Annotated in this window: 22 protein-coding genes; 11 read left to right on the top strand and 11 right to left on the bottom strand. The window is 52.4% G+C overall.

From position 1 onward, the window contains the following. Positions 1-22: 22 nt before the first annotated feature. From entE to HV345_RS16855, 6 genes are all read left to right on the top strand, one after another. The gene (gene entE / locus HV345_RS16880) at positions 23-1,633 is read left to right on the top strand and encodes a (2,3-dihydroxybenzoyl)adenylate synthase EntE (protein WP_181635837.1); all 1,611 of its coding nucleotides are present in this window, start codon (positions 23-25) and stop codon (positions 1,631-1,633) included. Positions 1,634-1,646: 13 nt separating this feature from the next. Then, positions 1,647-2,504, top strand: coding sequence for an isochorismatase (locus HV345_RS16875; protein WP_016152199.1), 858 nt, complete (start codon positions 1,647-1,649; stop codon positions 2,502-2,504). Continuing rightward, positions 2,504-3,259 (top strand): 2,3-dihydro-2,3-dihydroxybenzoate dehydrogenase EntA, encoded by a 756-nt coding sequence (gene entA, locus HV345_RS16870; RefSeq protein WP_016155947.1) that lies wholly within the window; start codon positions 2,504-2,506, stop codon positions 3,257-3,259. Before HV345_RS16875 ends, entA begins: the two co-directional genes overlap by 1 nt. Positions 3,260-3,261: 2 nt before the next feature. Continuing rightward, complete coding sequence (entH, locus tag HV345_RS16865; protein ID WP_181635836.1) at positions 3,262-3,675, top strand: proofreading thioesterase EntH; 414 nt, start codon at positions 3,262-3,264, stop codon at positions 3,673-3,675. Positions 3,676-3,859: 184 nt separating this feature from the next. Further along, complete coding sequence (gene cstA, locus HV345_RS16860) at positions 3,860-5,965, top strand: pyruvate/proton symporter CstA (RefSeq protein ID WP_181635835.1); 2,106 nt, start codon at positions 3,860-3,862, stop codon at positions 5,963-5,965. Between the two features lie 63 nt (positions 5,966-6,028). Next, complete coding sequence (locus HV345_RS16855; protein WP_019076244.1) at positions 6,029-6,226, top strand: YbdD/YjiX family protein; 198 nt, start codon at positions 6,029-6,031, stop codon at positions 6,224-6,226. Positions 6,227-6,329: 103 nt separating this feature from the next. Here the strand turns inward: HV345_RS16855 and HV345_RS16850 are convergent, their stop codons facing one another. Beyond that, entirely contained in the window at positions 6,330-7,418 is a 1,089-nt protein-coding gene (locus HV345_RS16850) for an oxidoreductase (protein ID WP_047358075.1), read from the bottom strand. A 132-nt stretch (positions 7,419-7,550) separates the two neighbouring features. On the opposite strand from HV345_RS16850, the gene HV345_RS16845 reads away from it, so the two are divergent. After that, complete coding sequence (locus tag HV345_RS16845) at positions 7,551-8,711, top strand: pyridoxal phosphate-dependent aminotransferase (protein ID WP_181635834.1); 1,161 nt, start codon at positions 7,551-7,553, stop codon at positions 8,709-8,711. Here HV345_RS16845 and HV345_RS16840 read toward each other — a convergent pair whose 3' ends face one another. The 4 genes from HV345_RS16840 to dsbG all read right to left on the bottom strand — a co-directional run bounded on the left by HV345_RS16840 (position 8,712) and on the right by dsbG (position 12,557). Further along, complete coding sequence (locus HV345_RS16840; RefSeq protein WP_046275109.1) at positions 8,712-9,329, bottom strand: ParB/RepB/Spo0J family partition protein; 618 nt, start codon at positions 9,327-9,329, stop codon at positions 8,712-8,714. Further along, on the bottom strand, positions 9,314-10,537 hold the full coding sequence (locus tag HV345_RS16835; protein ID WP_181635833.1) for a phosphoadenosine phosphosulfate reductase: 1,224 nt from the start codon (positions 10,535-10,537) through the stop codon (positions 9,314-9,316). The genes HV345_RS16840 and HV345_RS16835 overlap by 16 nt, the downstream gene beginning before the upstream one ends. 148 nt (positions 10,538-10,685) lie before the next feature. Then, positions 10,686-11,606, bottom strand: coding sequence for a LysR family transcriptional regulator (locus HV345_RS16830; RefSeq protein ID WP_181635832.1), 921 nt, complete (start codon positions 11,604-11,606; stop codon positions 10,686-10,688). Positions 11,607-11,810: 204 nt separating this feature from the next. Continuing rightward, positions 11,811-12,557 (bottom strand): thiol:disulfide interchange protein DsbG, encoded by a 747-nt coding sequence (dsbG, locus tag HV345_RS16825; RefSeq protein ID WP_181635831.1) that lies wholly within the window; start codon positions 12,555-12,557, stop codon positions 11,811-11,813. 374 nt (positions 12,558-12,931) lie between these two features. Here dsbG and ahpC point away from each other — a divergent pair, with 374 nt between their 5' ends. Next, positions 12,932-13,495 (top strand): alkyl hydroperoxide reductase subunit C, encoded by a 564-nt coding sequence (ahpC, locus tag HV345_RS16820; RefSeq protein WP_004859485.1) that lies wholly within the window; start codon positions 12,932-12,934, stop codon positions 13,493-13,495. A 154-nt stretch (positions 13,496-13,649) separates the two neighbouring features. Beyond that, positions 13,650-15,215, top strand: coding sequence for an alkyl hydroperoxide reductase subunit F (gene ahpF / locus HV345_RS16815; RefSeq protein ID WP_016152210.1), 1,566 nt, complete (start codon positions 13,650-13,652; stop codon positions 15,213-15,215). Between the two features lie 250 nt (positions 15,216-15,465). On the opposite strand, the gene uspG is transcribed toward ahpF, so the two are convergent. Both uspG and rnk read right to left on the bottom strand, forming a co-directional pair. After that, positions 15,466-15,894, bottom strand: coding sequence for a universal stress protein UspG (uspG, locus tag HV345_RS16810; RefSeq protein ID WP_016152215.1), 429 nt, complete (start codon positions 15,892-15,894; stop codon positions 15,466-15,468). Between the two features lie 187 nt (positions 15,895-16,081). Then, positions 16,082-16,492 carry a nucleoside diphosphate kinase regulator gene (gene rnk / locus HV345_RS16805; RefSeq protein ID WP_005120853.1) on the bottom strand — a complete coding sequence of 137 codons (411 nt, stop codon included), beginning with the start codon at positions 16,490-16,492 and terminating at the stop codon, positions 16,082-16,084. A 275-nt stretch (positions 16,493-16,767) separates the two neighbouring features. On the opposite strand from rnk, the gene HV345_RS16800 reads away from it, so the two are divergent. Beyond that, complete coding sequence (locus tag HV345_RS16800) at positions 16,768-17,598, top strand: alpha/beta fold hydrolase (RefSeq protein ID WP_053388577.1); 831 nt, start codon at positions 16,768-16,770, stop codon at positions 17,596-17,598. A gap of 96 nt (positions 17,599-17,694) precedes the next feature. Then, positions 17,695-18,318, top strand: a complete 624-nt coding sequence (locus HV345_RS16795) for a flavin reductase family protein (RefSeq protein ID WP_131405712.1) — start codon at positions 17,695-17,697, stop codon at positions 18,316-18,318. Between the two features lie 41 nt (positions 18,319-18,359). On the opposite strand, the gene rna is transcribed toward HV345_RS16795, so the two are convergent. The 4 genes from rna to citX all read right to left on the bottom strand — a co-directional run bounded on the left by rna (position 18,360) and on the right by citX (position 22,194). After that, positions 18,360-19,166 carry a ribonuclease I gene (gene rna / locus HV345_RS16790; RefSeq protein ID WP_019076250.1) on the bottom strand — a complete coding sequence of 269 codons (807 nt, stop codon included), beginning with the start codon at positions 19,164-19,166 and terminating at the stop codon, positions 18,360-18,362. Positions 19,167-19,276: 110 nt separating this feature from the next. After that, entirely contained in the window at positions 19,277-20,740 is a 1,464-nt protein-coding gene (citT, locus tag HV345_RS16785) for a citrate/succinate antiporter CitT (RefSeq protein ID WP_016152219.1), read from the bottom strand. A gap of 25 nt (positions 20,741-20,765) precedes the next feature. After that, a complete protein-coding gene (gene citG, locus HV345_RS16780; protein ID WP_181626360.1) occupies positions 20,766-21,671 on the bottom strand; it encodes a triphosphoribosyl-dephospho-CoA synthase CitG in 906 nt (301 codons plus the stop codon). Beyond that, positions 21,640-22,194, bottom strand: a complete 555-nt coding sequence (citX, locus tag HV345_RS16775) for a citrate lyase holo-[acyl-carrier protein] synthase (RefSeq protein ID WP_153646825.1) — start codon at positions 22,192-22,194, stop codon at positions 21,640-21,642. Before citX ends, citG begins: the two co-directional genes overlap by 32 nt. Position 22,195 lies beyond the last annotated feature (1 nt).

Raw genomic sequence — 22,195 nt, 5'->3', positions numbered from 1 at the left:
ACCAGGCCTCTAAGGAGCGATAATGAGTATTCCTTTCACCCGTTGGCCGGAGGAGTTTGCCCGCCGCTATCGTGAAAAAGGTTACTGGCAGGATTTGCCGCTGACCGACATTCTGACCCGTCACGCCGACAGCGACCATACGGCGGTGATCGATGGCGAACGCCATCTGAGCTATCGTCAACTGAATCAGGCCACTGACAATCTCGCCTGCAGTCTGCGCCGTCAGGGGATCAAACCCGGCGAAACCGCGTTGGTGCAACTGGGCAACGTGGCTGAGTTGTATATCACTTTCTTTGCGCTGCTCAAGCTGGGCGTAGCTCCGGTGCTGGCATTATTCAGCCATCAGCGTAACGAACTTAACGCCTATGCCAAACAGATTGAACCGGCGCTGCTGATTGCCGATCGTCAGCATGCGTTGTTTAGCGGAGACGATTTTCTTAACGCTTTTGTGGCTGAACACAATTCAGTGCGCGTGGTGCAACTGCGCAATGATGAAGGCGAACACAATCTGCAAACGGCGATAAGCCAGCCTGCGACTGATTTTTCCGCCACGCCATCGCCTGCTGATGAGGTGGCCTATTTCCAGCTTTCTGGCGGGACTACCGGGACGCCAAAGCTGATTCCTCGTACCCATAACGATTACTACTACAGCGTGCGTCGCAGCAATGAGATTTGCCGCTTCACCGGGGAAACGCGTTATTTATGCGCGATCCCGGCGGCGCATAACTACGCGATGAGTTCGCCTGGCGCGTTGGGGGTATTCCTGGCTGGCGGCACCGTCGTGCTGGCGGCTGACCCGAGCGCCACCCTGTGCTTCCCTCTGATTGAACTGCATCAGGTTAACGTCACGGCGCTGGTGCCGCCAGCGGTGAGCCTGTGGCTGCAGGCAATTGCGGAGTGGGGGAGCAATGCGCAATTGGCTTCGCTGACGCTGCTACAGGTCGGTGGGGCACGGCTTTCCGCCTCGCTTGCGGCGCGTATTCCGGCGGAGATTGGCTGCCAGCTGCAGCAGGTCTTCGGCATGGCGGAAGGGCTGGTGAACTACACCCGTCTGGACGACAGCCCTGAACGCATCATCAATACCCAGGGCCGCCCGATGTGTCCCGATGATGAAGTCTGGGTAGCAGACGCTGACGGCAACCCTTTAGCCCAGGGAGAAACCGGGCGCCTGATGACACGTGGCCCATACACCTTCCGCGGCTACTTCAAAAGTCCTGAGCACAATGCCAGCGCCTTTGACGCCAACGGTTTTTACTGCTCCGGCGATCTGATCGCCATCGATCGAGATGGCTACATCACCGTCCAGGGACGCGAGAAGGATCAGATCAACCGCGGTGGAGAGAAGATCGCTGCAGAAGAGATTGAAAACCTGCTGCTGCGCCACCCGATGGTGATCCATGCCGCGCTGGTCAGTATGGATGACGAACTGATGGGCGAGAAAAGCTGTGCTTGGTTGGTGGTAAAAGAGCCGCTGCGAGCGGTGCAGGTGCGTCGTTTTCTACGCGAACAGGGCGTAGCGGAATTTAAATTACCTGACCGCGTGGAGTGCGTTGAGTCGTTACCGCTGACTCCGGTTGGGAAAGTAGATAAAAAACAATTACGTCAGTGGCTGGCATCACGTTCACTGGCCTGAAGGAGAATAAGAGATGGCAATTCCTAAACTGCAGGCTTATGCGCTACCCACGGCGCTTGATGTTCCGGTGAACAAAGTGGACTGGGCGTTTGACCCCGAACGCGCCGCGCTGCTGATCCACGACATGCAGGACTATTTTATCGGCTTTTGGGGCGATAACTGCCCGATGATGGAGCAGGTCGTCGCTAACATCGCCGCACTGCGTCAGTACTGCAAAGAGCATAACATTCCGGTGTATTACACTGCTCAGCCGAAAGAACAGAGTGATGAAGACCGCGCTCTGCTCAATGATATGTGGGGACCGGGACTGACGCGTTCGCCGGAACAGCAGAAAATCGTAGAGGCGCTGGCGCCGGATGAAGCGGATACCATTCTGGTGAAATGGCGTTACAGCGCATTTCATCGCTCCCCGCTGGAACAGATGCTTAAGGAAACCGGACGTAATCAACTGATCATTACCGGCGTGTATGCGCATATTGGCTGTATGACCACCGCAACAGACGCCTTTATGCGCGACATCAAGCCGTTTATGGTTGCCGATGCGTTGGCAGACTTTAGCCGTGACGAACATCTGATGTCGCTGAAATACGTGGCGGGACGCTCCGGGCGTGTGGTGATGACTCAGGAATTATTACCGACGCCGGTACCGGCCAGCAAAGATGCGTTACGCAGCATTATTCTGCCGCTGCTGGATGAGTCCGAAGAGCCGATGGATGACGAAAACCTGATCGACTACGGACTGGATTCCGTGCGCATGATGGCGCTGGCGGCGCGCTGGCGTAAGGTTCATGGCGATATTGACTTCGTGATGCTGGCGAAAAACCCGACCATTGACGCCTGGTGGACGCTGCTCTCTCGCGAGGTGAAGTAATGTCTGGATTTGACTTCGCAGGGAAAACCGTCTGGGTAACCGGCGCGGGAAAAGGGATTGGCTACACCACGGCGCTGGCGTTTGTGAAAGCGGGTGCTGAGGTGACAGGATTCGATCGTGAATTTTCTCAGAATAACTACCCGTTTGCCACCGAAGTGCTGGATGTGGCGAATGCTGAACAGGTGGCTGAGGTGTGTCAGCGCGTCCTGCAAACGCGCGAGCGGTTGGATGTGTTGGTCAATGCGGCGGGTATTTTGCGTATGGGGGCCACCGATGCGCTGAGTATTGAGGAGTGGCAGCAGACGTTTGCGGTTAACGTTGGTGGGGCGTTCAATCTGTTTCAGCAGACGATGGCGCAGTTTCGTCGCCAGCAGGGCGGCGCAATCGTGACCGTCGCGTCGGATGCGGCGCACACGCCGCGTATCGGTATGAGCGCATACGGTGCGTCAAAAGCCGCGCTGAAAAACCTGGCACTGACCGTCGGACTTGAACTGGCTGGCAGCGGTGTGCGTTGCAATGTGGTTTCGCCAGGCTCGACCGATACCGACATGCAGCGTACGTTGTGGGTCAGCGATGACGCGGAGCAACAGCGCATTCGTGGGTTTGGCGAGCAGTTTAAGCTCGGCATTCCGCTGGGGAAAATCGCTCGTCCACAGGAAATCGCTAACACGATTTTATTCCTCGCTTCCGATCTGGCGAGCCACATTACGCTTCAGGATATCGTGGTGGACGGCGGCTCCACGCTGGGGGCATGACGATGATCTGGAAACGTCATTTAACGCTGGATGAACTGAATGCCACCAGTCAGAACTCGATGGTGGCGCATTTAGGCATGGTCTATACCCGACTGGGGGATGATGTGCTGGAAGCAGAAATGCCGGTGGATAGCCGGACGCATCAGCCGTTTGGTCTGCTGCACGGCGGCGCGTCGGCGGCCCTGGCGGAAACATTGGGTTCGATGGCGGGTTATCTGATGACTCGCGACGGACAGTGTGTGGTGGGTACGGAACTGAACGCCACGCACCATCGGGCGGTTGCGCAGGGGAAAGTGCGCGGCGTTTGCCAGCCGTTGCACCTCGGGCGTCAGAGTCAAAGCTGGGAAATCGTCATCTTTGATGAGCAGGGACGACGCTGTTGCACCTGTCGTTTAGGCACTGCGGTGATGGGGTGAGTCGCCCGACAAAGTAAAATGAAATTGCAGGGTTAACGGCTAAATGAAGTGATCCAGTTAACAATGCAATGTAAATACTCAGTGATACTTCGGGTTTACATGGTTGTCAGGTTGTTAAATTCAGAAAAGATGTTATAGAAACAAAATGTAACATCTCTCTGACCAGGACAACGGAAAACCAAGTATGAATAAATCAGGGAAGTACCTCGTCTGGACAGTGCTCTCCGTTATGGGAGCATTTGCCCTCGGCTATATCGCATTAAATCGTGGCGAACAGATCAACGCGTTGTGGATAGTCGTGGCGTCGGTCTGTGTCTACCTTATCGCTTACCGTTTCTACGGCCTGTACATCGCGAAAAATGTACTGGCGCTGGACCCGACGCGTATGACGCCTGCCGTGCGTCATAACGATGGTCTGGACTATGTTCCTACCGATAAAAAAGTGCTGTTTGGCCACCATTTCGCGGCGATTGCTGGAGCGGGTCCATTAGTTGGACCGGTGCTGGCGGCGCAAATGGGCTATCTGCCGGGTATGATCTGGCTGCTTGCCGGGGTGGTACTGGCGGGGGCGGTGCAGGACTTTATGGTGCTGTTTGTTTCTACCCGTCGCGATGGTCGTTCCCTTGGCGAACTGGTGAAAGAAGAGATGGGCCCAACGGCGGGCGTCATTGCGCTGGTGGCCTGTTTTATGATCATGGTGATTATCCTCGCGGTACTGGCGATGATCGTCGTGAAAGCGCTGACCCACAGCCCGTGGGGAACCTACACCGTCGCCTTTACTATCCCGCTGGCGATCTTCATGGGGATTTACCTGCGTTATCTGCGCCCGGGCCGCATTGGTGAAGTGTCGGTCATCGGTCTGGTATTCCTGGTGTTTGCTATTATTTCCGGCGGCTGGGTGGCTGAAAGCCCGACCTGGGCACCGTACTTTGACTTTACCGGCGTACAGTTGACCTGGATGCTGGTGGGATACGGCTTTGTCGCCGCCGTACTGCCGGTGTGGCTGCTGCTGGCACCGCGTGATTATCTCTCTACCTTCCTGAAAATTGGTACCATTGTTGGTCTGGCTGTAGGGATTCTGATCATGCGTCCGACGCTGACCATGCCTGCGCTGACCAAGTTTGTTGACGGTACAGGCCCGGTCTGGAGCGGTAACCTGTTCCCGTTCCTGTTTATTACCATCGCCTGCGGTGCGGTCTCTGGTTTCCACGCGCTGATTGCCTCCGGCACCACGCCGAAGATGCTGGCGAATGAAGGTCAGGCCTGTTTTATTGGCTACGGCGGGATGCTGATGGAATCCTTTGTCGCCATTATGGCGCTGGTGGCGGCCTGCGTTATCGACCCGGGCGTCTACTTTGCGATGAACAGCCCGATGGCTGTACTGGCACCTGCCGGAACCACCGATGTGGTTGCGTCAGCGGCACAGGTTGTGAGCAGTTGGGGCTTTGTTATCACGCCTGATACGCTGCATCAGATTGCGAACGATGTCGGCGAACAATCCATTATCTCCCGCGCAGGCGGTGCGCCGACGCTGGCGGTGGGCATGGCGTATATTCTGCATGGTGCGCTGGGCGGCATGATGGATGTGGCGTTCTGGTATCACTTCGCCATTCTGTTTGAAGCCCTGTTTATTCTGACGGCGGTAGACGCCGGTACGCGCGCCGCACGCTTTATGCTGCAGGATCTGCTGGGCGTGGTGTCACCGGGTCTGAAACGTACCGATTCGCTGCCTGCGAACCTGCTGGCAACGGCGCTGTGCGTGCTGGCCTGGGGTTACTTCTTGCACCAGGGCGTGGTGGATCCATTGGGTGGTATTAATACCCTGTGGCCACTGTTTGGTATCGCCAACCAGATGCTGGCCGGTATGGCGTTGATGCTTTGCGCGGTGGTGCTGTTCAAGATGAAACGTCAACGCTACGCGTGGGTGGCGCTGGTGCCAACGGCCTGGCTGCTGATTTGTACCCTGACCGCCGGCTGGCAGAAAGCGTTTAGCCCGGATGCGAAAATTGGCTTCCTCGCCATCGCTAACAAGTTCCAGGCGATGATCGACAGCGGAAATATTCCGGCGCAGTACACTCAGTCGCAGCTGACGCAGTTGGTGTTTAACAACCGCCTGGATGCGGGTCTCACTATCTTCTTTATGGTAGTCGTTGTGGTGCTGGGTCTGTTCTCCATCAAAACTGCACTGGCAACACTGAAAGAGGACAAACCTACGTCGAAAGAAACGCCATACGAACCGATGCCTGAGAATGTCGAAGAGATCGTGGCGCAGGCGAAAGGCGCGCACTAATATTCTCTTAACCAACGAGCCCTCTCCTGAATGGGGAGGGCGTTTGTTCGACAGGGAACCACTATGTTTGAAACGCTCTCTAAAGCCGGGAAGTATTTGGGGCAAACCGCCCGATTAATGATAGGTGTGCCGGATTACGACAACTATGTTGAGCATATGCGCGTCACGCATCCGGACCTGACGCCAATGACCTACGAAGAATTTTTCCGCGAACGCCAGGATGCGCGCTACGGGGGGAAAGGCGGCGCACGCTGCTGTTAATGTTCTTCATCATTCAAGCTGCAGGCGTGTTCACCCTGGTCACTTACTCTAGTAAGCACCAGGGGGGCGCTGCGTTGCCGCCATCAGGCATCCCACACCATAATCACACCGTAAACGATTCTACCTTTTCGAAGGCTGCGCGCAGCGTCTGTGGCGTTAACGTTACCGGCAGCGCATGAATGGACTCCACCGGGCGCAGGGTGTGCGCAATCACGTTGTCGATTTCGGCGCGGTTGTTGATGTCCACGTCCAGTTGAGCCAACCGGGTTGGCAGGTTGAAGCGCTGATAGGCGGTAATTAACTGCGCCAGCACATCATCTTGTCCCAGCAGCGCGCTCTGCACCAGTATGCCGTACGCCACTTTGGTGCCATGCAAAAACTTCTCGGTCTGCGGGAGCACGGTCAGGCCATTATGTACCGAATGCGCTGCCGCCACGCGGGTGTAGCGCTCACCCAGACCGCCGACCATGCCGCCTCCGGCAATAATTGCATCCACTACATCGCAAAACGTGCGGCTTAACGTACCTTGTTGCTTATCGACCAGCGCCTGCTCGCTGCTTTCCAACAGGACGTCGCGGATCGTCTGCGCAGCATGGATACCCAGACGTACGGTCAGAGGCAGGTTTTCCGGCTCAGGCGCGAGCACAACGGCCTCGTACCATTTCGCCAGCGTGTCGCCGATCCCCGCCAGTAAGTATTCTTCAGGCGCATTGAGAACGATCTCTGGCTCGACCAGCACGAGGAAATTGGCGTCAGCGAAAATTTCGAAATGCAGCGCCTGGCCTGCATCGTTGTACCAGACGGAGAGCGGTGTCCATGCGGCGCAGGTCGCTGCGATAGTCGGAATACCGACAAAAGGCAGACCCAGACGACGAGCCAGCGCTTTGGCCGTGTCGAGCAATGTCCCGCCGCCCACACCAATCACCACGCTGCGATTGTCTCCTGACTCTTTTGCCAGTTGAGTAACATCGGTTTCGCTGCAATGTCCCGTAAACAGCAGGTGCCTTGCATCGGCAAGATGAAATGCCTCAGGCAGATAAGGGCGGGCCGCGTCGATGGCGCGTTCACCGTAAACCCATACGGCGCGTGAGAGTTGCTCTGCGGTGAAAAAATCGTTGAGTCTTGACAGGCTGCCGGGATGGGAAAAATAGTTGGCCGGGCCGGTGACGACGCGAATCTCGGTATTACTCATGTTGTGTTGTCCTTTTGGCTGTCCTGTCAATGCAGGTTATTTTTATATAGACGTCTGAACGTCTTGATTGCCAAATACTAGCATCGTGCTATAGTGGCTTCAACCACAACATCACCCGCTGGGATAACAATAATGAGTAATAACCCGCTGATTCCGCAAAGCAAACTGCCTAATCTTGGCACCACTATCTTCACGCAAATGAGCGCGCTGGCGCAGCAGCATCAGGCCATTAACCTCTCGCAGGGATTTCCTGATTTTGACGGCCCACTTTTTTTGCAGGAACGTCTGGCGTATCACGTCGCGCATGGCGCAAACCAGTATGCGCCGATGACGGGCGTACAGCCGTTGCGCGAAGCCATTGCGGATAAAACCGCGCAGTTGTACGGCTATAAACCTGATGCGAATAGTGAAGTGACCGTGACGGCGGGGGCCACAGAAGCGCTGTTCGCCGCTATTACGGCGCTGGTGCGTCCTGGCGATGAGGTGATTTGTTTTGACCCGAGCTACGACAGCTATACGCCCGCGGTCGAATTATCCGGCGGCGTAGTTAAACGTATCGCGCTGCAACCGCCGTCTTTTCGCGTCGACTGGCAGGAATTTAGCGCTGTACTCAGCGAACGTACCCGACTGGTGATCCTTAACACGCCGCACAACCCTTCCGCCACCGTATGGCATCACGCCGATTTTGATGCCCTGTGGCAGGCAATTAAAGAACGCGAGATCTTTGTCATCAGCGACGAAGTTTATGAGCACATTTGCTTCGCCGGACAAGGACATGCCAGCGTGCTGGCGCATTCACAACTGCGCGAACGCGCCGTTGCCGTTTCATCGTTTGGGAAGACCTACCATATGACCGGCTGGAAAGTCGGCTACTGCGTTGCGCCTGCCGCCATTAGCGCTGAATTACGCAAGGTACACCAGTATCTGACGTTCTCAGTTAATACGCCGGCTCAGTTGGCGCTGGCGGATATGCTGCGGGAGGATCCAACACACTATCGTGAGTTGCCAGCCTTTTATCAGAAAAAACGCGATGTGTTGGTGAACGCGCTGCGTGACAGCCGACTGGAAATTTTGCCGTGTGAAGGCACCTATTTTCTGCTGGTCGATTACAGTGCCGTCTCCACGCTTAACGACGTTGAGTTTTGCCAGTGGCTGACCAAAGAAGTGGGCGTTGCCGCGATCCCGTTGTCGGTTTTCTGCGCCGATCCTTTCCCGCATAAGCTGATTCGCCTATGTTTTGCCAAGCAAGAATCGACGCTGCTGGCGGCAGCCGAACGTCTGGTTGCGCTGTAGTTATTTTACTGTCCAGGCTTTGGAGAAGCGACGGTCGGCAAATAACTCTTGCAGACCGTTAATTTGTTTCAGACGTAAAACCTCATCGTCGTCCATACCTAACTCTTTACTGATTTTCTCTGCGCTCCATCCCAGTAGCGATAATTCACGAACGATTTCCGACATGGCATGAATTTTATGCCGCCCACGGGCACGGTTATGACGAATTGTCGCTGCCATGCGTTCATGGCGTTCACGCTGTAAACAGGTGACCGGCAGGTAGCCATGCAGGCGTGATTTCAGCGACGGTTTGCTTTTACCTAGCTCATGACGGTGGAAACCATCGACAATTTCGTATTCTTCCGCCGTGGAGTGAACTACCACGATGGGCTGCGTGAATCCGTCTGCTTCGAGGGATTTCTGCAGCAGCTTTTTCTCCGGAGGCGCAACGTTATTAGGGTTATAGTCATTGGGTGAGATATGCTCGTTTTTAATCCATAGTACACAGTCTACTGGCTCTTCACGAAAAGGGCTGACGCTGTGGATAGCCATTCTGAATTGGTTGATTGCTTCAATTCGCTCTTCTTCTGACAGCCCAGAAAGAAAACCAGTGAGTTCTTGAGTTAGTCGGTGTTGCATAAGATTCCCCATTGCTGGCGTTTTATTTTCATGCGTTCATTATAACGTTGGTAGTTTTTGGGTTTTGTTGGGCTGAATGACAGCGCCCGGCACCAGTAGTCGTTATTCAGCAGGACTTTACAGATACGCCGCCACGACGGAATATCCGCTGAGCCAATATCTTTTTCCTGAGTTTGCGGGATATTGTCCATGCCCTTTTTCTTATACCACTGCAAATAGATGGCGATTTTATTGCGATAATGCTCAGCGGTCGTTTCCGGCATACTGTTGAGTAGCAGCATGGCGTATTCCTGCCAGTTTAAATGTTCGGGTTTTAATATTTTGCGGTGCCCGTAAAAATGGTTGTCCTGACCGGCATAAATTCCGCCACTTTTTACACCGCTGACACGGGCGCACATGGCTGCCCAGCGCTCGGGTTCAATGACGTGATATAGCCATAATCCCTGACGCTGTTCCGGGCCAAAAGGTTCACAAATACGCATGTAACGTGTCGGGACACCGGCCTGATACATGAGATTGTATAAGGGATTGCACGACATTCTGGTTTTTGCGAACCAGGTCCAGATATCGGCAGTTTTCCAGTCATAAATCGGGTAAATATACCAGGTATGCCCGCCGGGGGCGCTGGTGGTCCAGGGTTTATCATCGGCAAAGCGCTGCTTTTGCGAATTGGCAATGGCGACAAAACGGTTATATGACTCATCGGCGCGGATCCCGACCATCATGCCGGCTGGACGTTTCTCTGAATACCAGTCAGCGAACTCGCGAACAAATTGTTCAAAGGTCATGCCGGGTTGATAGAAGGAGAAATACTCTGGATCGGTTATGGCATCCGTGGGAGGCTGGCGAACCCACGGAGTACCTGGTTCCCAACACTGCCATTCTGGCTGAAATTGAGAGAGGGAATTCTGGGTGGTGAGCGGTAAAGCCACCCAATAAAAGCGCTCGATGACATCGGAATAACGTGCACGAAGCGCCTCAACATAATCAATAGTGCAGGAAAACTGGGCTTCCCAGTCGATAAATAGTACGTCAATTTTTTTATGCAGTTGGCGTGCAAGCATAGCTGTCAGATGTAGCATCAGTCCTGAATCTTTCCCGCCGGAGAAAGAGACACAAACCCGAGGCAGAGTTTCCAGCGCCCAGGTTATGCGCTCCAGAGCGGCGTCCAGCACGTTTTGACCAAGCGGGATTTTATAAATAGACATATTAAGCTCATATCAGAATTATTATTCAAAACAATAACAAATGCTGACAATAAGATATGCTAATTTTTTTCAGGTGCAACGTTTTAATACATTCATGGTTGTTTTGAATTGCCTTTATTCATAAAAATTCAAAATGAATAGGTAAGCTCTATGTGTTTGTCCTTTGGTCATTTTTATCATTTATTTTATTAATTAAATTAACGAAGCCAGTATTATTGAGTGATGCTCTGTTATACATCAAAAATAAATTTATTTTGGGTAAGGGGATGTCGATACAGATCTCTTTTAAATTAAATGAGCCGGTATATTGTTCGTAAACATCTCTTGGTAGCAGACCTATGATATCTGTATTTGAAATAATATTAATGATCGTTATTAATGAGTCGCTGCGGAAACCAATATCTCGATTAGCCAGCAAGGCGCTGGTTTTTTGCCAGTATTCTTTAACGCCAGGATCTTCAGAAATAAGTTGCGTGAACTGTTCTTTTAATATTGTTTCAAGCGTGCTTTCTCCATTAATTCTTGGATGGTTTTTGTTGCAAACTAATATTGTTTCAGCAGTTTTAAATGGTGAGCATATTATCGAGCGATTACTCACTGGGGCGGTAGCAATGACTAAATCTGCTTTTCTGTAAGCCAACAGATTTTCCGTACTTTCAGCAGTGATGAGTATGTTATGGTGCTCAATTTCGACATGCGAGTCTTCTCTGAGAAAATGAATAACTTCCTCAATGTTTATAATGGTTGGCAGTTGTGGACAGTAAATAATGAATTTTTTCTTCAGACTGGAGTTATTCATGATGTTTATTGTCTGCTCCAGACTGTTGAGGTTTTTCTCAAGATGATGATGGAGGTTAATCCCCATAATCGTTGGCGTTAGGCCTTTTCCGGAGCGGATAAACAGCGGGTCATTAAATTGTGTGCGTAGCCGTTGCAGTGACTGGCTAACGGCAGAGGGGGTAATATACAAAGTTTCAGCAGCTTTAGTGATACTCAAATGTTGATAAATACACTCAAAGATAACCAACAGATTGAGATCGAACTTTTTGAGGTCATAGAGGTTAGCCATGCATACCTTCCTGTGATGGTCATGTTTTGAAAGATTTAATTTTGAAATATTTTAAGGTGTGATTATTCTTGTGATTTATGTTTGTGTGCTTAATGAATTATTAATTTAAACTAAAATAGCACATATTGCATAATTTTGACCAAAAAAGTTAATTTAAATGAGTGATTGACATGAAAATGATAACAACCACTCATCTTGTTACTTTTATTTATTACCCATGATAATGTTTAATTTCTCCTTATCCGGTAAGCCGACTTCCTGTTGTAACGTATCGTCTTTACTCATGTAATAGATAGCCGGCGTGACGTTGGCGCCTAAATCATCCATCAACTTTTGATTGATATTCAATACCTTCATCTGCTCCGGTGAGACGGAGGTCGGGATTTGTAGCTTCATTTTCCCACCGGATGCCTCATAGTCATGCCAGGTCTTGGCCGGATCTTTTGCGGCCAGAATCGCCGCGGCGGTAGCCGGGCTTTCGGGTGTAATTACGCCAACCAGTAATGTGCGCAACTGAACTTTACCTGAGTCTACCCACGGGCGAGCCTGCTGCCAGAACTGTTTGCAATAGGGACAGAAGGGATCGGCAAACACGTAGACAATGACCGGAGCCTCTTTTTTCCCATCCAGAATCCAGGATGCTTTTTCCATTCGCTGCCACATTTCGCGCCCGGCAGGGGCGTAGATCTCTTTTTCTATCAGCGTATTACTGAGGTTTTCACCTTTTTCGTTATACATATAACCGGAAATGGCGTGTTTGCCGTCAGGCGTAACATAGATAGTAACGCCCATATCCTGGTATTTTCCTAGGTAGCCCTTCATTCCACCCGGCGCGTCGAAGGGTTTGAGAATAGTAATGCCCTGTTTCTCAATAGCTTTAACGGGGGCAGGAAGTTCTTCGGCGTGCACCACGGCAGGAAGCAGGGTTAAGAGTAAGGTACGTTTAAACATTGATTTTCCTTATAAAATCAGAAGGAAAGGGGGCTAAGTTGCAAAACCTATCGCAGCCATAGGTAAGATCGACCGTCTGTCGATTGCCCTTTCTTGAGTGGGGTGATGTAATCCCAATCGCTGTTACGACCTTTGTTAAGGTAATGTAGAGCGCAACACATAGCCAGCCCTGCTGGCACTGACGTTACCTGCGGGTAGCTCGGGTAATGAGGCTCCCTGCAAAGGGGGCCTTTTTTACTTTTATCTTTAGGTTCACAACATGAGTTTGAGTGGGTTGTTAGTTAACGCTTATTGATTTGATAAAGGAAACGCATTAGCCCTGCGAAGAGATTTTCGTTAACTTATCTCTCAACGAAAACACGGAGGAAGTACAGATGTCTTTGATTAATACCAAAATTAAACCTTTCAAAAACCAGGCGTTCAAAAACGGTGAGTTCATCGAAGTAACCGAGAAAGATACCGAAGGTCGCTGGAGCGTCTTCTTCTTCTACCCGGCTGACTTTACTTTCGTTTGCCCGACCGAGCTGGGTGATGTGGCTGACCACTACGAAGAACTGCAGAAACTGGGCGTAGATGTCTATTCCGTATCTACTGACACCCACTTCACCCACAAAGCGTGGCACAGCAGCTCTGACACCATCGCGAAAATCAAATACGCGATGATCGGCGACCCGACTGGCGCCCTGACCCGTAACTTCGACAACATGCGTGAAGATGAAGGTCTGGCTGACCGCGCAACCTTCGTTGTAGACCCGCAGGGTATCATCCAGGCAATCGAAGTTACCGCTGAAGGTATCGGCCGTGATGCGTCTGACCTGCTGCGTAAAATTAAAGCCGCACAGTACGTTGCCTCTCACCCAGGTGAAGTTTGCCCGGCGAAATGGAAAGAAGGCGAAGCGACCCTGGCTCCATCCTTAGATCTGGTCGGTAAGATTTAAGTCGCATAATTTGTAGGCCGGATAAACGCAGTGCATCCGGCCATTCCACAGGCGCAGTTTGCGCCTGTTTCATTCCAGCACCATGACGCAAGTTGCATTAATGCAGTCCCGCAAAGTCGGCTTGCATGATGATGTTTTCAGAGAGGGAAGAAGAATGCTCGACACAAATATGAAAACCCAGCTCAAGGCTTATCTTGAGAAACTGACCAAACCTGTTGAGCTGATTGCTACGCTGGATGACAGCGCTAAATCGGCAGAAATCAAGGAACTGCTGACTGAAATTGCTGAACTGTCAGAAAAAGTCACCTTTAAAGAAGACAATACTCTGGCGGTACGCAAGCCATCGTTCCTGATCACCAATCCAGGTTCTCACCAGGGGCCGCGCTTTGCCGGTTCTCCGCTGGGCCATGAGTTTACCTCCCTGGTGCTGGCGCTGCTGTGGACCGGTGGTCATCCGTCAAAAGAGGCGCAGGCGTTGCTGGAGCAGATCCGCGATCTCGACGGTGATTTTGAGTTTGAAACCTATTATTCGCTTTCCTGTCATAACTGTCCGGACGTTGTACAGGCGCTGAACCTGATGTCGGTATTGAATCCACGCATCAAGCATACGGCGATTGACGGCGGTACATTCCAGAACGAAATTACCGATCGCAACGTGATGGGCGTTCCGGCGGTGTATATGAACGGCAAAGAGTTCGGTCAGGGGCGTATGACGCTGACTGAGATCGTGGCGAAAGTAGATAGCGGCGCAGAAAAACGTGCGGCACAAGAGCTGAACAAACGTGATGCTTATGACGTGCTGATTGTCGGTTCCGGTCCTGCGGGGGCGGCAGCGGCAGTGTACTCTGCACGTAAAGGTATTCGCACCGGTCTGATGGGCGAACGTTTTGGCGGTCAGGTTCTTGATACCGTTGATATTGAAAACTACATCTCGGTACCGAAAACCGAAGGCCAGAAACTGGCGGGCGCGCTGAAAGCACACGTTGATGACTATGATGTTGATGTGATCGACAGCCAGAGCGCAAGTAAACTGGTTCCGGCGGCGCAGGAAGGCGGTTTGCATCAGATTGAAACGGCATCCGGTGCGGTGCTCAAAGCACGCAGCATTATCATTGCCACCGGTGCGAAATGGCGCAACATGAACGTTCCGGGCGAAGATCAGTATCGCACCAAAGGCGTAACCTATTGCCCGCACTGCGATGGCCCGCTGTTCAAAGGCAAGCGCGTTGCGGTGATTGGTGGCGGCAACTCCGGTGTTGAAGCTGCTATTGACCTGGCAGGCATTGTTGAACATGTGACGCTGCTGGAGTTCGCACCTGAAATGAAAGCTGATCAGGTGCTGCAGAATAAGCTTCGCAGTCTGAAAAACGTCGATATTATTCTGAATGCGCAAACGACAGAAGTGAAAGGCGATGGCAGCAAAGTCACCGGCCTGGAGTATCGTGACCGCGTGAGTGGCGACGTTCACAGTGTGGAACTGGCGGGTATCTTTGTACAGATAGGTCTGCTGCCAAACACCAACTGGCTGGAAGGTGCCGTCGAGCGTAATCGCATGGGTGAAATCATCATCGATGCCAAGTGCGAAACCAGCGTGAAGGGGGTTTTCGCCGCTGGTGACTGCACCACCGTACCGTATAAGCAGATCATCATTGCGACCGGTGAAGGCGCGAAGGCCTCATTGAGTTCGTTTGATTATCTGATTCGCACGACAGTAGCATAAAAAAAGTAAGACACACCTGCAATGCCAAAACCGTCAGCCATCCGCTGGCGGTTTTTTATTTCCACGCTTTCAGATTGTCAATTCTTGAAACAATAAACCGCGTAACACATTTATTTAATGAGTCTGACCATTAGTTTCATCAAAGAAAGATGAGGCATTTTCTTTATTATATCAACCTGCATTACGTTTTCATGGTCACCCCTGTCAGGCGTTAACCTGGCAGGGGTTTTCTTTAGCAAATTAGAGGCTATTAACGTACAACCAGCACTGGCAGAGTAGCGTGGCGAACAACGCTGGAAGCGTTTGAGCCGAGCAGATGAGTGCTGATTGATGGGTTGCGCGATCCAATGACGACCACATCCGCATTCAACTCTTCACCCAACTCGTTGACGACGTCACGTACGCTGCCAAAGCGGACGTGTTGTTTAATACGGGAAGGATCGATGCTGAAGTGACCGACCATCGTTTGCAGACGGGTTTCCGCTTCGTGTTGTAGATGCTCTTCAAAACGACGGACATCGGCTGCAAAGCGGTGCAGGCTTAAGCTTGCTGAGCCTGGCAGCACATGCAGCAGATGAATAACCCCGTTTTCCTGTGCCAGAAATTCTGCATGGCGAATAGCCTTGTCGCTCAGTTCCATTTCGAATACATCAACAGGCATTATGATTGTGTTGTACATAAACATTCTCCTTGTCATTACATGAACACATATCAGCATAGTATTAAAAATGATTCTGTCAGTCACGACACAGATTTATGTTTTGCGAACAGGAGATAAGGTGAGAGTCAGGAGCAGAGGACTAACCGGAAAGAGGATGCGGATGCATCCCCTGTAAGATAAAGCGAGTGGCTTTGATAAGACAGAGTTAGCGCAGGTAGTCGCCCGCAGCTTCAGGTTGGTACTCAAGCTCGATGACTTCGAGGTGTGTTGAGGTCCCGCCTGGTAGTTCCCAGTGAATAGTGTCGCCAACGCGCAGACCCAGAAGTGCCGCGCCAACAGGTGCCATTACCGAAAGCTGTGTGCTGCTGTCAGTCATATTGGCCGGATACACCAGGGTACGCACACGGACTTCGCCATCACTCAGATTGCGGAATTTCACGCGGCTGTTCATGGTCACGACATCGTGCGGCATGGTTTCTGGTGAACACATTTGGGCACGATCCAGCTCGGCGTTCAGGGCGTCGGCAATCGGTAAACCAGCAAACGCAGGTTGCTCCAACAGGCGGTCAATGCGTTCCGCATCGAGGTCGTTAATGATGATAGTTGGTCTGGACATTTGTTACTCCATGTCGTCGATACTGCGGGTGCGCAGGTAAATAATCCCAAAAGAAAACCCTCACCGTCAGGCGGCAAGGGTTTAGCTTTTATGATGATACTGAGACTTACCCCTGGTTTGAAGTGATTTAGTTCACATTCAGGCAAATCATCAATATTGTTGCGTATGGTGTGATTTTAGCCGAAAAACGCGATCGTTCTCCAATTTGCATTATGCTTTTTAAGCGCTCGCTGCGGGCGCGTCAAACAACTCAGTGTTCCGCGACAGGAGATCTCATGAGCCAGTACGACAAACTTACCTTGAAAGACGGCAGCTATTTGCATTTTAAAGATTGGGGAAGTGGGCAGCCTATCGTCTTTAGCCATGGCTGGCCGCTGACGGCAGATGCGTTTGAGGATCAGATGCTGTTCCTCGGGTCGAAAGGATTTCGGGTGATCGCCCATGACAGGCGTGGGCATGGGCGTTCAGCCCAACCCTGGGATGGTCACAATATGGATCAGTATGCTGACGATCTGGCTGAACTTACCGCGCATCTCAATCTTAAAGATGCCGTACATGTCGGACACTCTACCGGGGGCGGGGAGGTGGCGAGGTACATTGGTCGCCATGGAACGCAGCGGGTAGCCAAAGCGGTGTTAATCGGCGCGGTGACGCCCATAATGATCAAGACCGACTTTAACCCAAATGGTGTGCCGAAAGAGGTGTTTGATGGCATCCGTGAGGGAGTGATAAACGATCGCGCTGCCTTCTTCTATGAACTGACCGCTGCATTCTATGGCTACAACCGCCCGGGCGTAAATGCGTCGAAAGCCGTTCGTGAAAGCTTTGTTGAACAGGGCTTACAAGGTTCCATCAAAGCGTTGTACGACTGTATTCACGCGTTTTCAGAAACTGACCTGCGTGAGGATCTCAAAAGGATGACTATCCCGACGCTGGTGATCCATGGTGATGACGATCAGATTGTCCCGTTTGAAACCTGCGGAAAGGTTGCGGCGGAAATACTGCCGGACGCGCAGTTGAAGGTGTATGTTGGCGGTTCGCATGGCATTTGCACTACCCATAAACAACAGATCAACGGCGATCTGCTCAACTTTATTCAATCGTAATCTTTAGCGGATTGTTCTACGCTGATCTTCTTTTTCCAGGGAGATGAGCGAAGCATAATTTGTGCTGCGCTGATGTTAACTTCAACAGAGAACGCTATGTATTTCTATCAACCATCACAAGGACACGGCTTACCGCATGATCCGCTGAATGCCATCATTGGACCGCGCCCTATTGGCTGGATTTCCTCCCGCGACAGCGACGGTCGGCATAACCTTGCACCGTACAGTTTCTTTAACTGCTTTAATTATCATCCGCCGATTATCGGTTTCGCCAGCAGCGGCTGGAAAGATAGCCTGCAGAATATTATCGACACCGGTGAGTTTGTCTGGAATCTGACGACTCTTGAGCTGGCCAGCGCGATGAACGAAACGTCAGCCAGCTTGCCTCACGGCGAGGATGAGTTTTTTGCCGCCGGGCTTAGCAAAGCAGATAGTCGGATAGTCAGCGTGCCGCGCGTGGCGCAAAGCCCAGTCAATTTTGAGTGTCGCTTATCGCAAAGTCTGCAACTGACCACCGCTGATGGTTCGCCTGTTGAAACCTGGCTGGTGCTGGGAGAAGTGGTGGGCATTCATATTGATGAAACGCTACTGGAAGGCGGCATCTACCAGACGGCGAAAGCAAAACCGGTACTGCGTGCGGGCGGGCCAACGGCGTATTATTCGATCAGTGAAACACACCGCTTTGATTTAGTTCGCCCGGATGCCCGTTCAAAACGCTAACCATATGGACCGACGCCAGTTTGCCGCGCCGGTCGTTATTTTCAGTATCCCACTTTGTCGATAATAAACTGTTTACCGCAGTTACCCGGATGCGGTTGCGGTAAGAATGACTGTGCGGATAACGTCTGGTTAATGGTGTCGGCTTTCAGGGACAACTGGATTTCTGTGAGATAGGCCGGATTGCCGTGGCAGCTTAGCTTCACGGCTTTGACGTTCTCTCTGCCCCAGCTTTTAGCGACGGCGGCGTCAAATGCGCTGCGGCTGACGGTTTTGCCGTAGTTTTCCGCGAGGAATTTGCCAGCCTCGCTGTTCTTAACCTCATTATTCATCCGTACCATCGTGCCGAAGTATGCGTCGGGATCAAAACCGAAACAGGCGCCATGTTTGGCATATTCGTAACGTTCCAGACAGGATCTCCCGCCGGCACCGGGCATTACGGCACTGAGTTTTGCCGCGCTTTCCAGTGACAGGCCCGTGTCGGGAGCCGCGCATTTACGGCTGGCGCGCGCTTCAGGCAGGTTGGGGATAGGGCGAGTCGCGCAGCCAAAGCGCATCCAGCGGCGGTTGTCTACTCCACGGGCGGCGATGGATTTTGGCAGGCTGGGCCATAAACCGTGAACGGTCAGGAAATCTGCTTTGTCCGCGCTCTCTTTTTGCAGACGACATTCGTCGGGCTCTTGACGATTTCTCTCGTGTTGGCTCTGACAAAATCCGGTTTGCCAGGAGAGGGCCAGCACGTAGCTGTCAAAATCAGCGTACTGTTTTGCCTGAAGTTCATCGGCCTGAGCCGCAGAAACTGGGAGCAGAAGTGCTGCCAGCAGCGAAGAATAACGCCATGTTGATGTCATGATGATTTCGGATACTTATATAAATTCTGAATATCATCTATTTAATCATAAAAAATGCCAGTCAGGTTTAGCTGACTGGCATCATTTTCATCAGGCGGGAACCCGAATGATTAGCTCCACATTGCCAGAATCGGCCAGCCGACCAGCAGAAGCATAGAGATGTAGATAACGCCGAAGATAGCACCCAGACGCCAGTAGTCTTTGGACTTCACATAACCGCAGCCGTAAATAATAACGCCAGGGCCAGTTGCATACGGAGTCAGACAGCCCATGATACCGATGGACAGTACCAGCAGGATACACAGGTGTTCCATCGGAACGCCCGGGATGCCTTTGCCGACGGCCAGAATAACCGGCAGCATGGTGGCGGTGTGTGCGGAAAGGCTGGCAAACAGGTAGTGAGCAAAATAGAACACCAGCACCAGAACGATCACGGTCGCGTTAGGCGAGAAGCCTTCCAGGTGCGAGCTCATCGTGTTGGCGAACCAGTCGATGAAGCCTGAACGGGTTAAACCATTCGCCATAACGACCAGCGTGGCGAGGTTAACCAGGGTGTTCCATGCGCTGTTATAACGGGTGATGTCTTTCCACGGGACAACGTGCAGCGCCAGCATCAGCGAGACTGCCAGCAGACCCACAGCGGTCGCATCAATCAGTTTACCGCCAAAGACCCACAGACCCAGGCTGAGCAGAACCAGACCGATCAGGGTCAGCTCTTTACGCGTCAGTTTACCCATGGTTTTCAGTTCATCACCAGCCCACGCGGCAACTTCAGCACTGTGAGTAACTTCTGGCTTGTAAAGAACATAGGACAGCCACGGAGCAACGATCAGCAAAATAATACCAACCGGCAGGAAGCTGAGGAACCATTGCAACCAGCTGATTTGAATACCGGCAATTTTATTGACGAATTCCAGACCCAGCACGTTAGGTGCAGCACCGGTAACGAACATAGAGGAGCTCAGGCTGGTACTGATTACCATCATCCACATCAGATATCCGCCGATACGGCGCGCGGACGGATCGTTCGGGAATGATTTAAACAGCGGCGGCAGGTTTTTGATAACCGGGAATACGGTACCACCGGTACGCGCGGTGTTGGACGGTGTAAACGGCGCCAGCAGAATGTCGATGATGACAATCGCGTAGCCCAGCGTCAGGGTGCGCTTACCCATGAATTTTACCAGGAACAGCGCGATACGACGACCCAGACCGGTGACTTCATAGCCCAGCGCGAAGATAAACGCGCCAAACACCAACCACACGGTAGTGCTGGAGAAGCCTGCCAGACCCCATTTCAGCGCTTGCTTACCCGCTTTAAACGCCGGGTCGGCCAGCTCTGAAGCATCAAACAGCAGATAGTTGCTGCCGATGACACAGATCGTTACGGCGATAAAGCTTATCGCTGTTGCCGGGATTGGCTCTAGGATCATCCCGACAATCATTGCCACGAAAACGGCAAAATAGTGCCAGGCCTGCGGGGGCATTCCATCAGGGACAGGGATAAGAAACATGACGCCCATTACGACCAATGGGGCCAGTAATTTCCATATTTTATCTTTTGCTAAAGACATGTGTGTGATTCTCCGGAAAGGATCTTTAATTGTGATAATGATGAACTTGTGAAATCTGAGCTAAGAACCAGGTGACGATCAGCAGATCGGCGCAGCCTCCTGGGCTGAGGTTGCGTTCAATGCACTGTTGGTCGAACTGGCGCAGGTATTCGAGATCGGCAGGGGTGCGAATCCCCCCTTGCTGCAATAGAGTTGTGGCCTGCTGCTGTAGCCAGCGCAGACCTTCTGCGCCGCCACGTGAAGCCACGTTGGTGTCGCCATTGATAGACATCAGCAGCAATAACGTGTCGAGTAGCGCCAGTTCAGGATCGCGGCCCTGAGCCAGCAGTGCGCGGTAGTGCGGCAGGGCATGCTGGATGACTAGCGGGTATCCCGCTTCGGCTTCGCCCCGTGCGCCGGTTAATCCCAGTTGCTGATAAAGACGTTGGCCAGCCGTGAGTTGTTGATTGTTCTGGCGCAGTTCGCGCTCGGTCAGGCCACGGCAAAATGTTGCTGCCGTTGAGCAAAGGGTTTCAGCGGTAACAGTCAGTTGGAGCTGGTGCAGGCGGCCAATGGCGGCACACAGCAGCCCCAGTGAAAAGATGCTCCCTTTATGGGTGTTTACCCCCTCGGTGGCGCGAAACATATCGGCTTCGCAGGCCATACCCAGTGGGCGCAGTCCTTTCAACACATCTTCGGGCGACAGCTGTGCGCTAAACGCCCCATATTCAATAAAACGCGGCAGCCAGGCCTGAATTGCTTCAGCGCTGCGATGAAAATCTTCCAGCGCCATATCTTTATGTGCGCCGTTGTTAATACGATCCACCAGACCCGGTTTGGGCGACAGGTTGACTTCAGTCAACATGGCCCGCCACGCAAGCGTTGCGTAAGCGTCAGGCAGATCCAGAGGAAGGACTGCGTTATTGGTTGATGTTGCGGGAATCGGCATCATGCAGCAGTGCCTCCATCTGAGAGAGTAAGTCGGAAAGCGCGTGGGTTTTACCCCGCGCGCATTCGGCAGCGCTTTGCTCGCACAGCAGACAGCGGCGGGCAGGGAGTGCGAAATGACGTCGGGACAGAATTTCCCCATCAGGGGTCAGGACATCGATGTCCCATAACCGTCCCAGCGGATGTGAATGCTCAAGTTCAATCGTGGCGAGCTTGAGATCGTGGGCCGGGGCCTCAATAGACAAAAGACCTTCCGGACCGCTGGCAGAAACCAGCGCCGTTTGCTCCCTGATAATCCAGGTGGATTTTTCCGCCAGCGCGAGCAGGGCGGTTACGCCGTGATTAAAGATGCGACGGGTTAATGCGCTGTCTTTAATCGGACCCGGTACGACCACGGTAAATGAGACCAGTGGCGCGTGATGACGCGTCAGCCAGGCATGTTGCCTTGCTTGTCTCTCATCCCGGCTGGCGAGCAGCTCGGGAATCGAAACCGCGTGTTGGGTGGCGTGTTCAGGGAGCAGGCGCATG

It is taken from the genome of Citrobacter sp. RHBSTW-00986 (assembly GCF_013783065.1).
GTDB classification, from domain to species: domain Bacteria; phylum Pseudomonadota; class Gammaproteobacteria; order Enterobacterales; family Enterobacteriaceae; genus Citrobacter; species Citrobacter braakii.
The sequence above is the reverse complement of the archived record's forward strand: the minus strand, read 5'-3'. Positions and strand labels throughout refer to the sequence as shown.

Excerpts from the sequence above, each read along its gene's own strand:
- entE (WP_181635837.1), top strand. The coding sequence starts at position 23 with ATGAGTATTCCTTTCACCCGTTGGCCGGAGGAGTTTGCCCGCCGCTAT.
- HV345_RS16875 (WP_016152199.1), top strand. The coding sequence starts at position 1,647 with ATGGCAATTCCTAAACTGCAGGCTTATGCGCTACCCACGGCGCTTGAT.
- entA (WP_016155947.1), top strand. The coding sequence starts at position 2,504 with ATGTCTGGATTTGACTTCGCAGGGAAAACCGTCTGGGTAACCGGCGCG.
- entH (WP_181635836.1), top strand. The coding sequence starts at position 3,262 with ATGATCTGGAAACGTCATTTAACGCTGGATGAACTGAATGCCACCAGT.
- cstA (WP_181635835.1), top strand. The coding sequence starts at position 3,860 with ATGAATAAATCAGGGAAGTACCTCGTCTGGACAGTGCTCTCCGTTATG.
- HV345_RS16855 (WP_019076244.1), top strand. The coding sequence starts at position 6,029 with ATGTTTGAAACGCTCTCTAAAGCCGGGAAGTATTTGGGGCAAACCGCC.
- HV345_RS16850 (WP_047358075.1), bottom strand. The coding sequence starts at position 7,418 with ATGAGTAATACCGAGATTCGCGTCGTCACCGGCCCGGCCAACTATTTT.
- HV345_RS16845 (WP_181635834.1), top strand. The coding sequence starts at position 7,551 with ATGAGTAATAACCCGCTGATTCCGCAAAGCAAACTGCCTAATCTTGGC.
- HV345_RS16840 (WP_046275109.1), bottom strand. The coding sequence starts at position 9,329 with ATGCAACACCGACTAACTCAAGAACTCACTGGTTTTCTTTCTGGGCTG.
- HV345_RS16835 (WP_181635833.1), bottom strand. The coding sequence starts at position 10,537 with ATGTCTATTTATAAAATCCCGCTTGGTCAAAACGTGCTGGACGCCGCT.
- HV345_RS16830 (WP_181635832.1), bottom strand. The coding sequence starts at position 11,606 with ATGGCTAACCTCTATGACCTCAAAAAGTTCGATCTCAATCTGTTGGTT.
- dsbG (WP_181635831.1), bottom strand. The coding sequence starts at position 12,557 with ATGTTTAAACGTACCTTACTCTTAACCCTGCTTCCTGCCGTGGTGCAC.
- ahpC (WP_004859485.1), top strand. The coding sequence starts at position 12,932 with ATGTCTTTGATTAATACCAAAATTAAACCTTTCAAAAACCAGGCGTTC.
- ahpF (WP_016152210.1), top strand. The coding sequence starts at position 13,650 with ATGCTCGACACAAATATGAAAACCCAGCTCAAGGCTTATCTTGAGAAA.
- uspG (WP_016152215.1), bottom strand. The coding sequence starts at position 15,894 with ATGTACAACACAATCATAATGCCTGTTGATGTATTCGAAATGGAACTG.
- rnk (WP_005120853.1), bottom strand. The coding sequence starts at position 16,492 with ATGTCCAGACCAACTATCATCATTAACGACCTCGATGCGGAACGCATT.
- HV345_RS16800 (WP_053388577.1), top strand. The coding sequence starts at position 16,768 with ATGAGCCAGTACGACAAACTTACCTTGAAAGACGGCAGCTATTTGCAT.
- HV345_RS16795 (WP_131405712.1), top strand. The coding sequence starts at position 17,695 with ATGTATTTCTATCAACCATCACAAGGACACGGCTTACCGCATGATCCG.
- rna (WP_019076250.1), bottom strand. The coding sequence starts at position 19,166 with ATGACATCAACATGGCGTTATTCTTCGCTGCTGGCAGCACTTCTGCTC.
- citT (WP_016152219.1), bottom strand. The coding sequence starts at position 20,740 with ATGTCTTTAGCAAAAGATAAAATATGGAAATTACTGGCCCCATTGGTC.
- citG (WP_181626360.1), bottom strand. The coding sequence starts at position 21,671 with ATGATGCCGATTCCCGCAACATCAACCAATAACGCAGTCCTTCCTCTG.
- citX (WP_153646825.1), bottom strand. The coding sequence starts at position 22,194 with ATGCGCCTGCTCCCTGAACACGCCACCCAACACGCGGTTTCGATTCCC.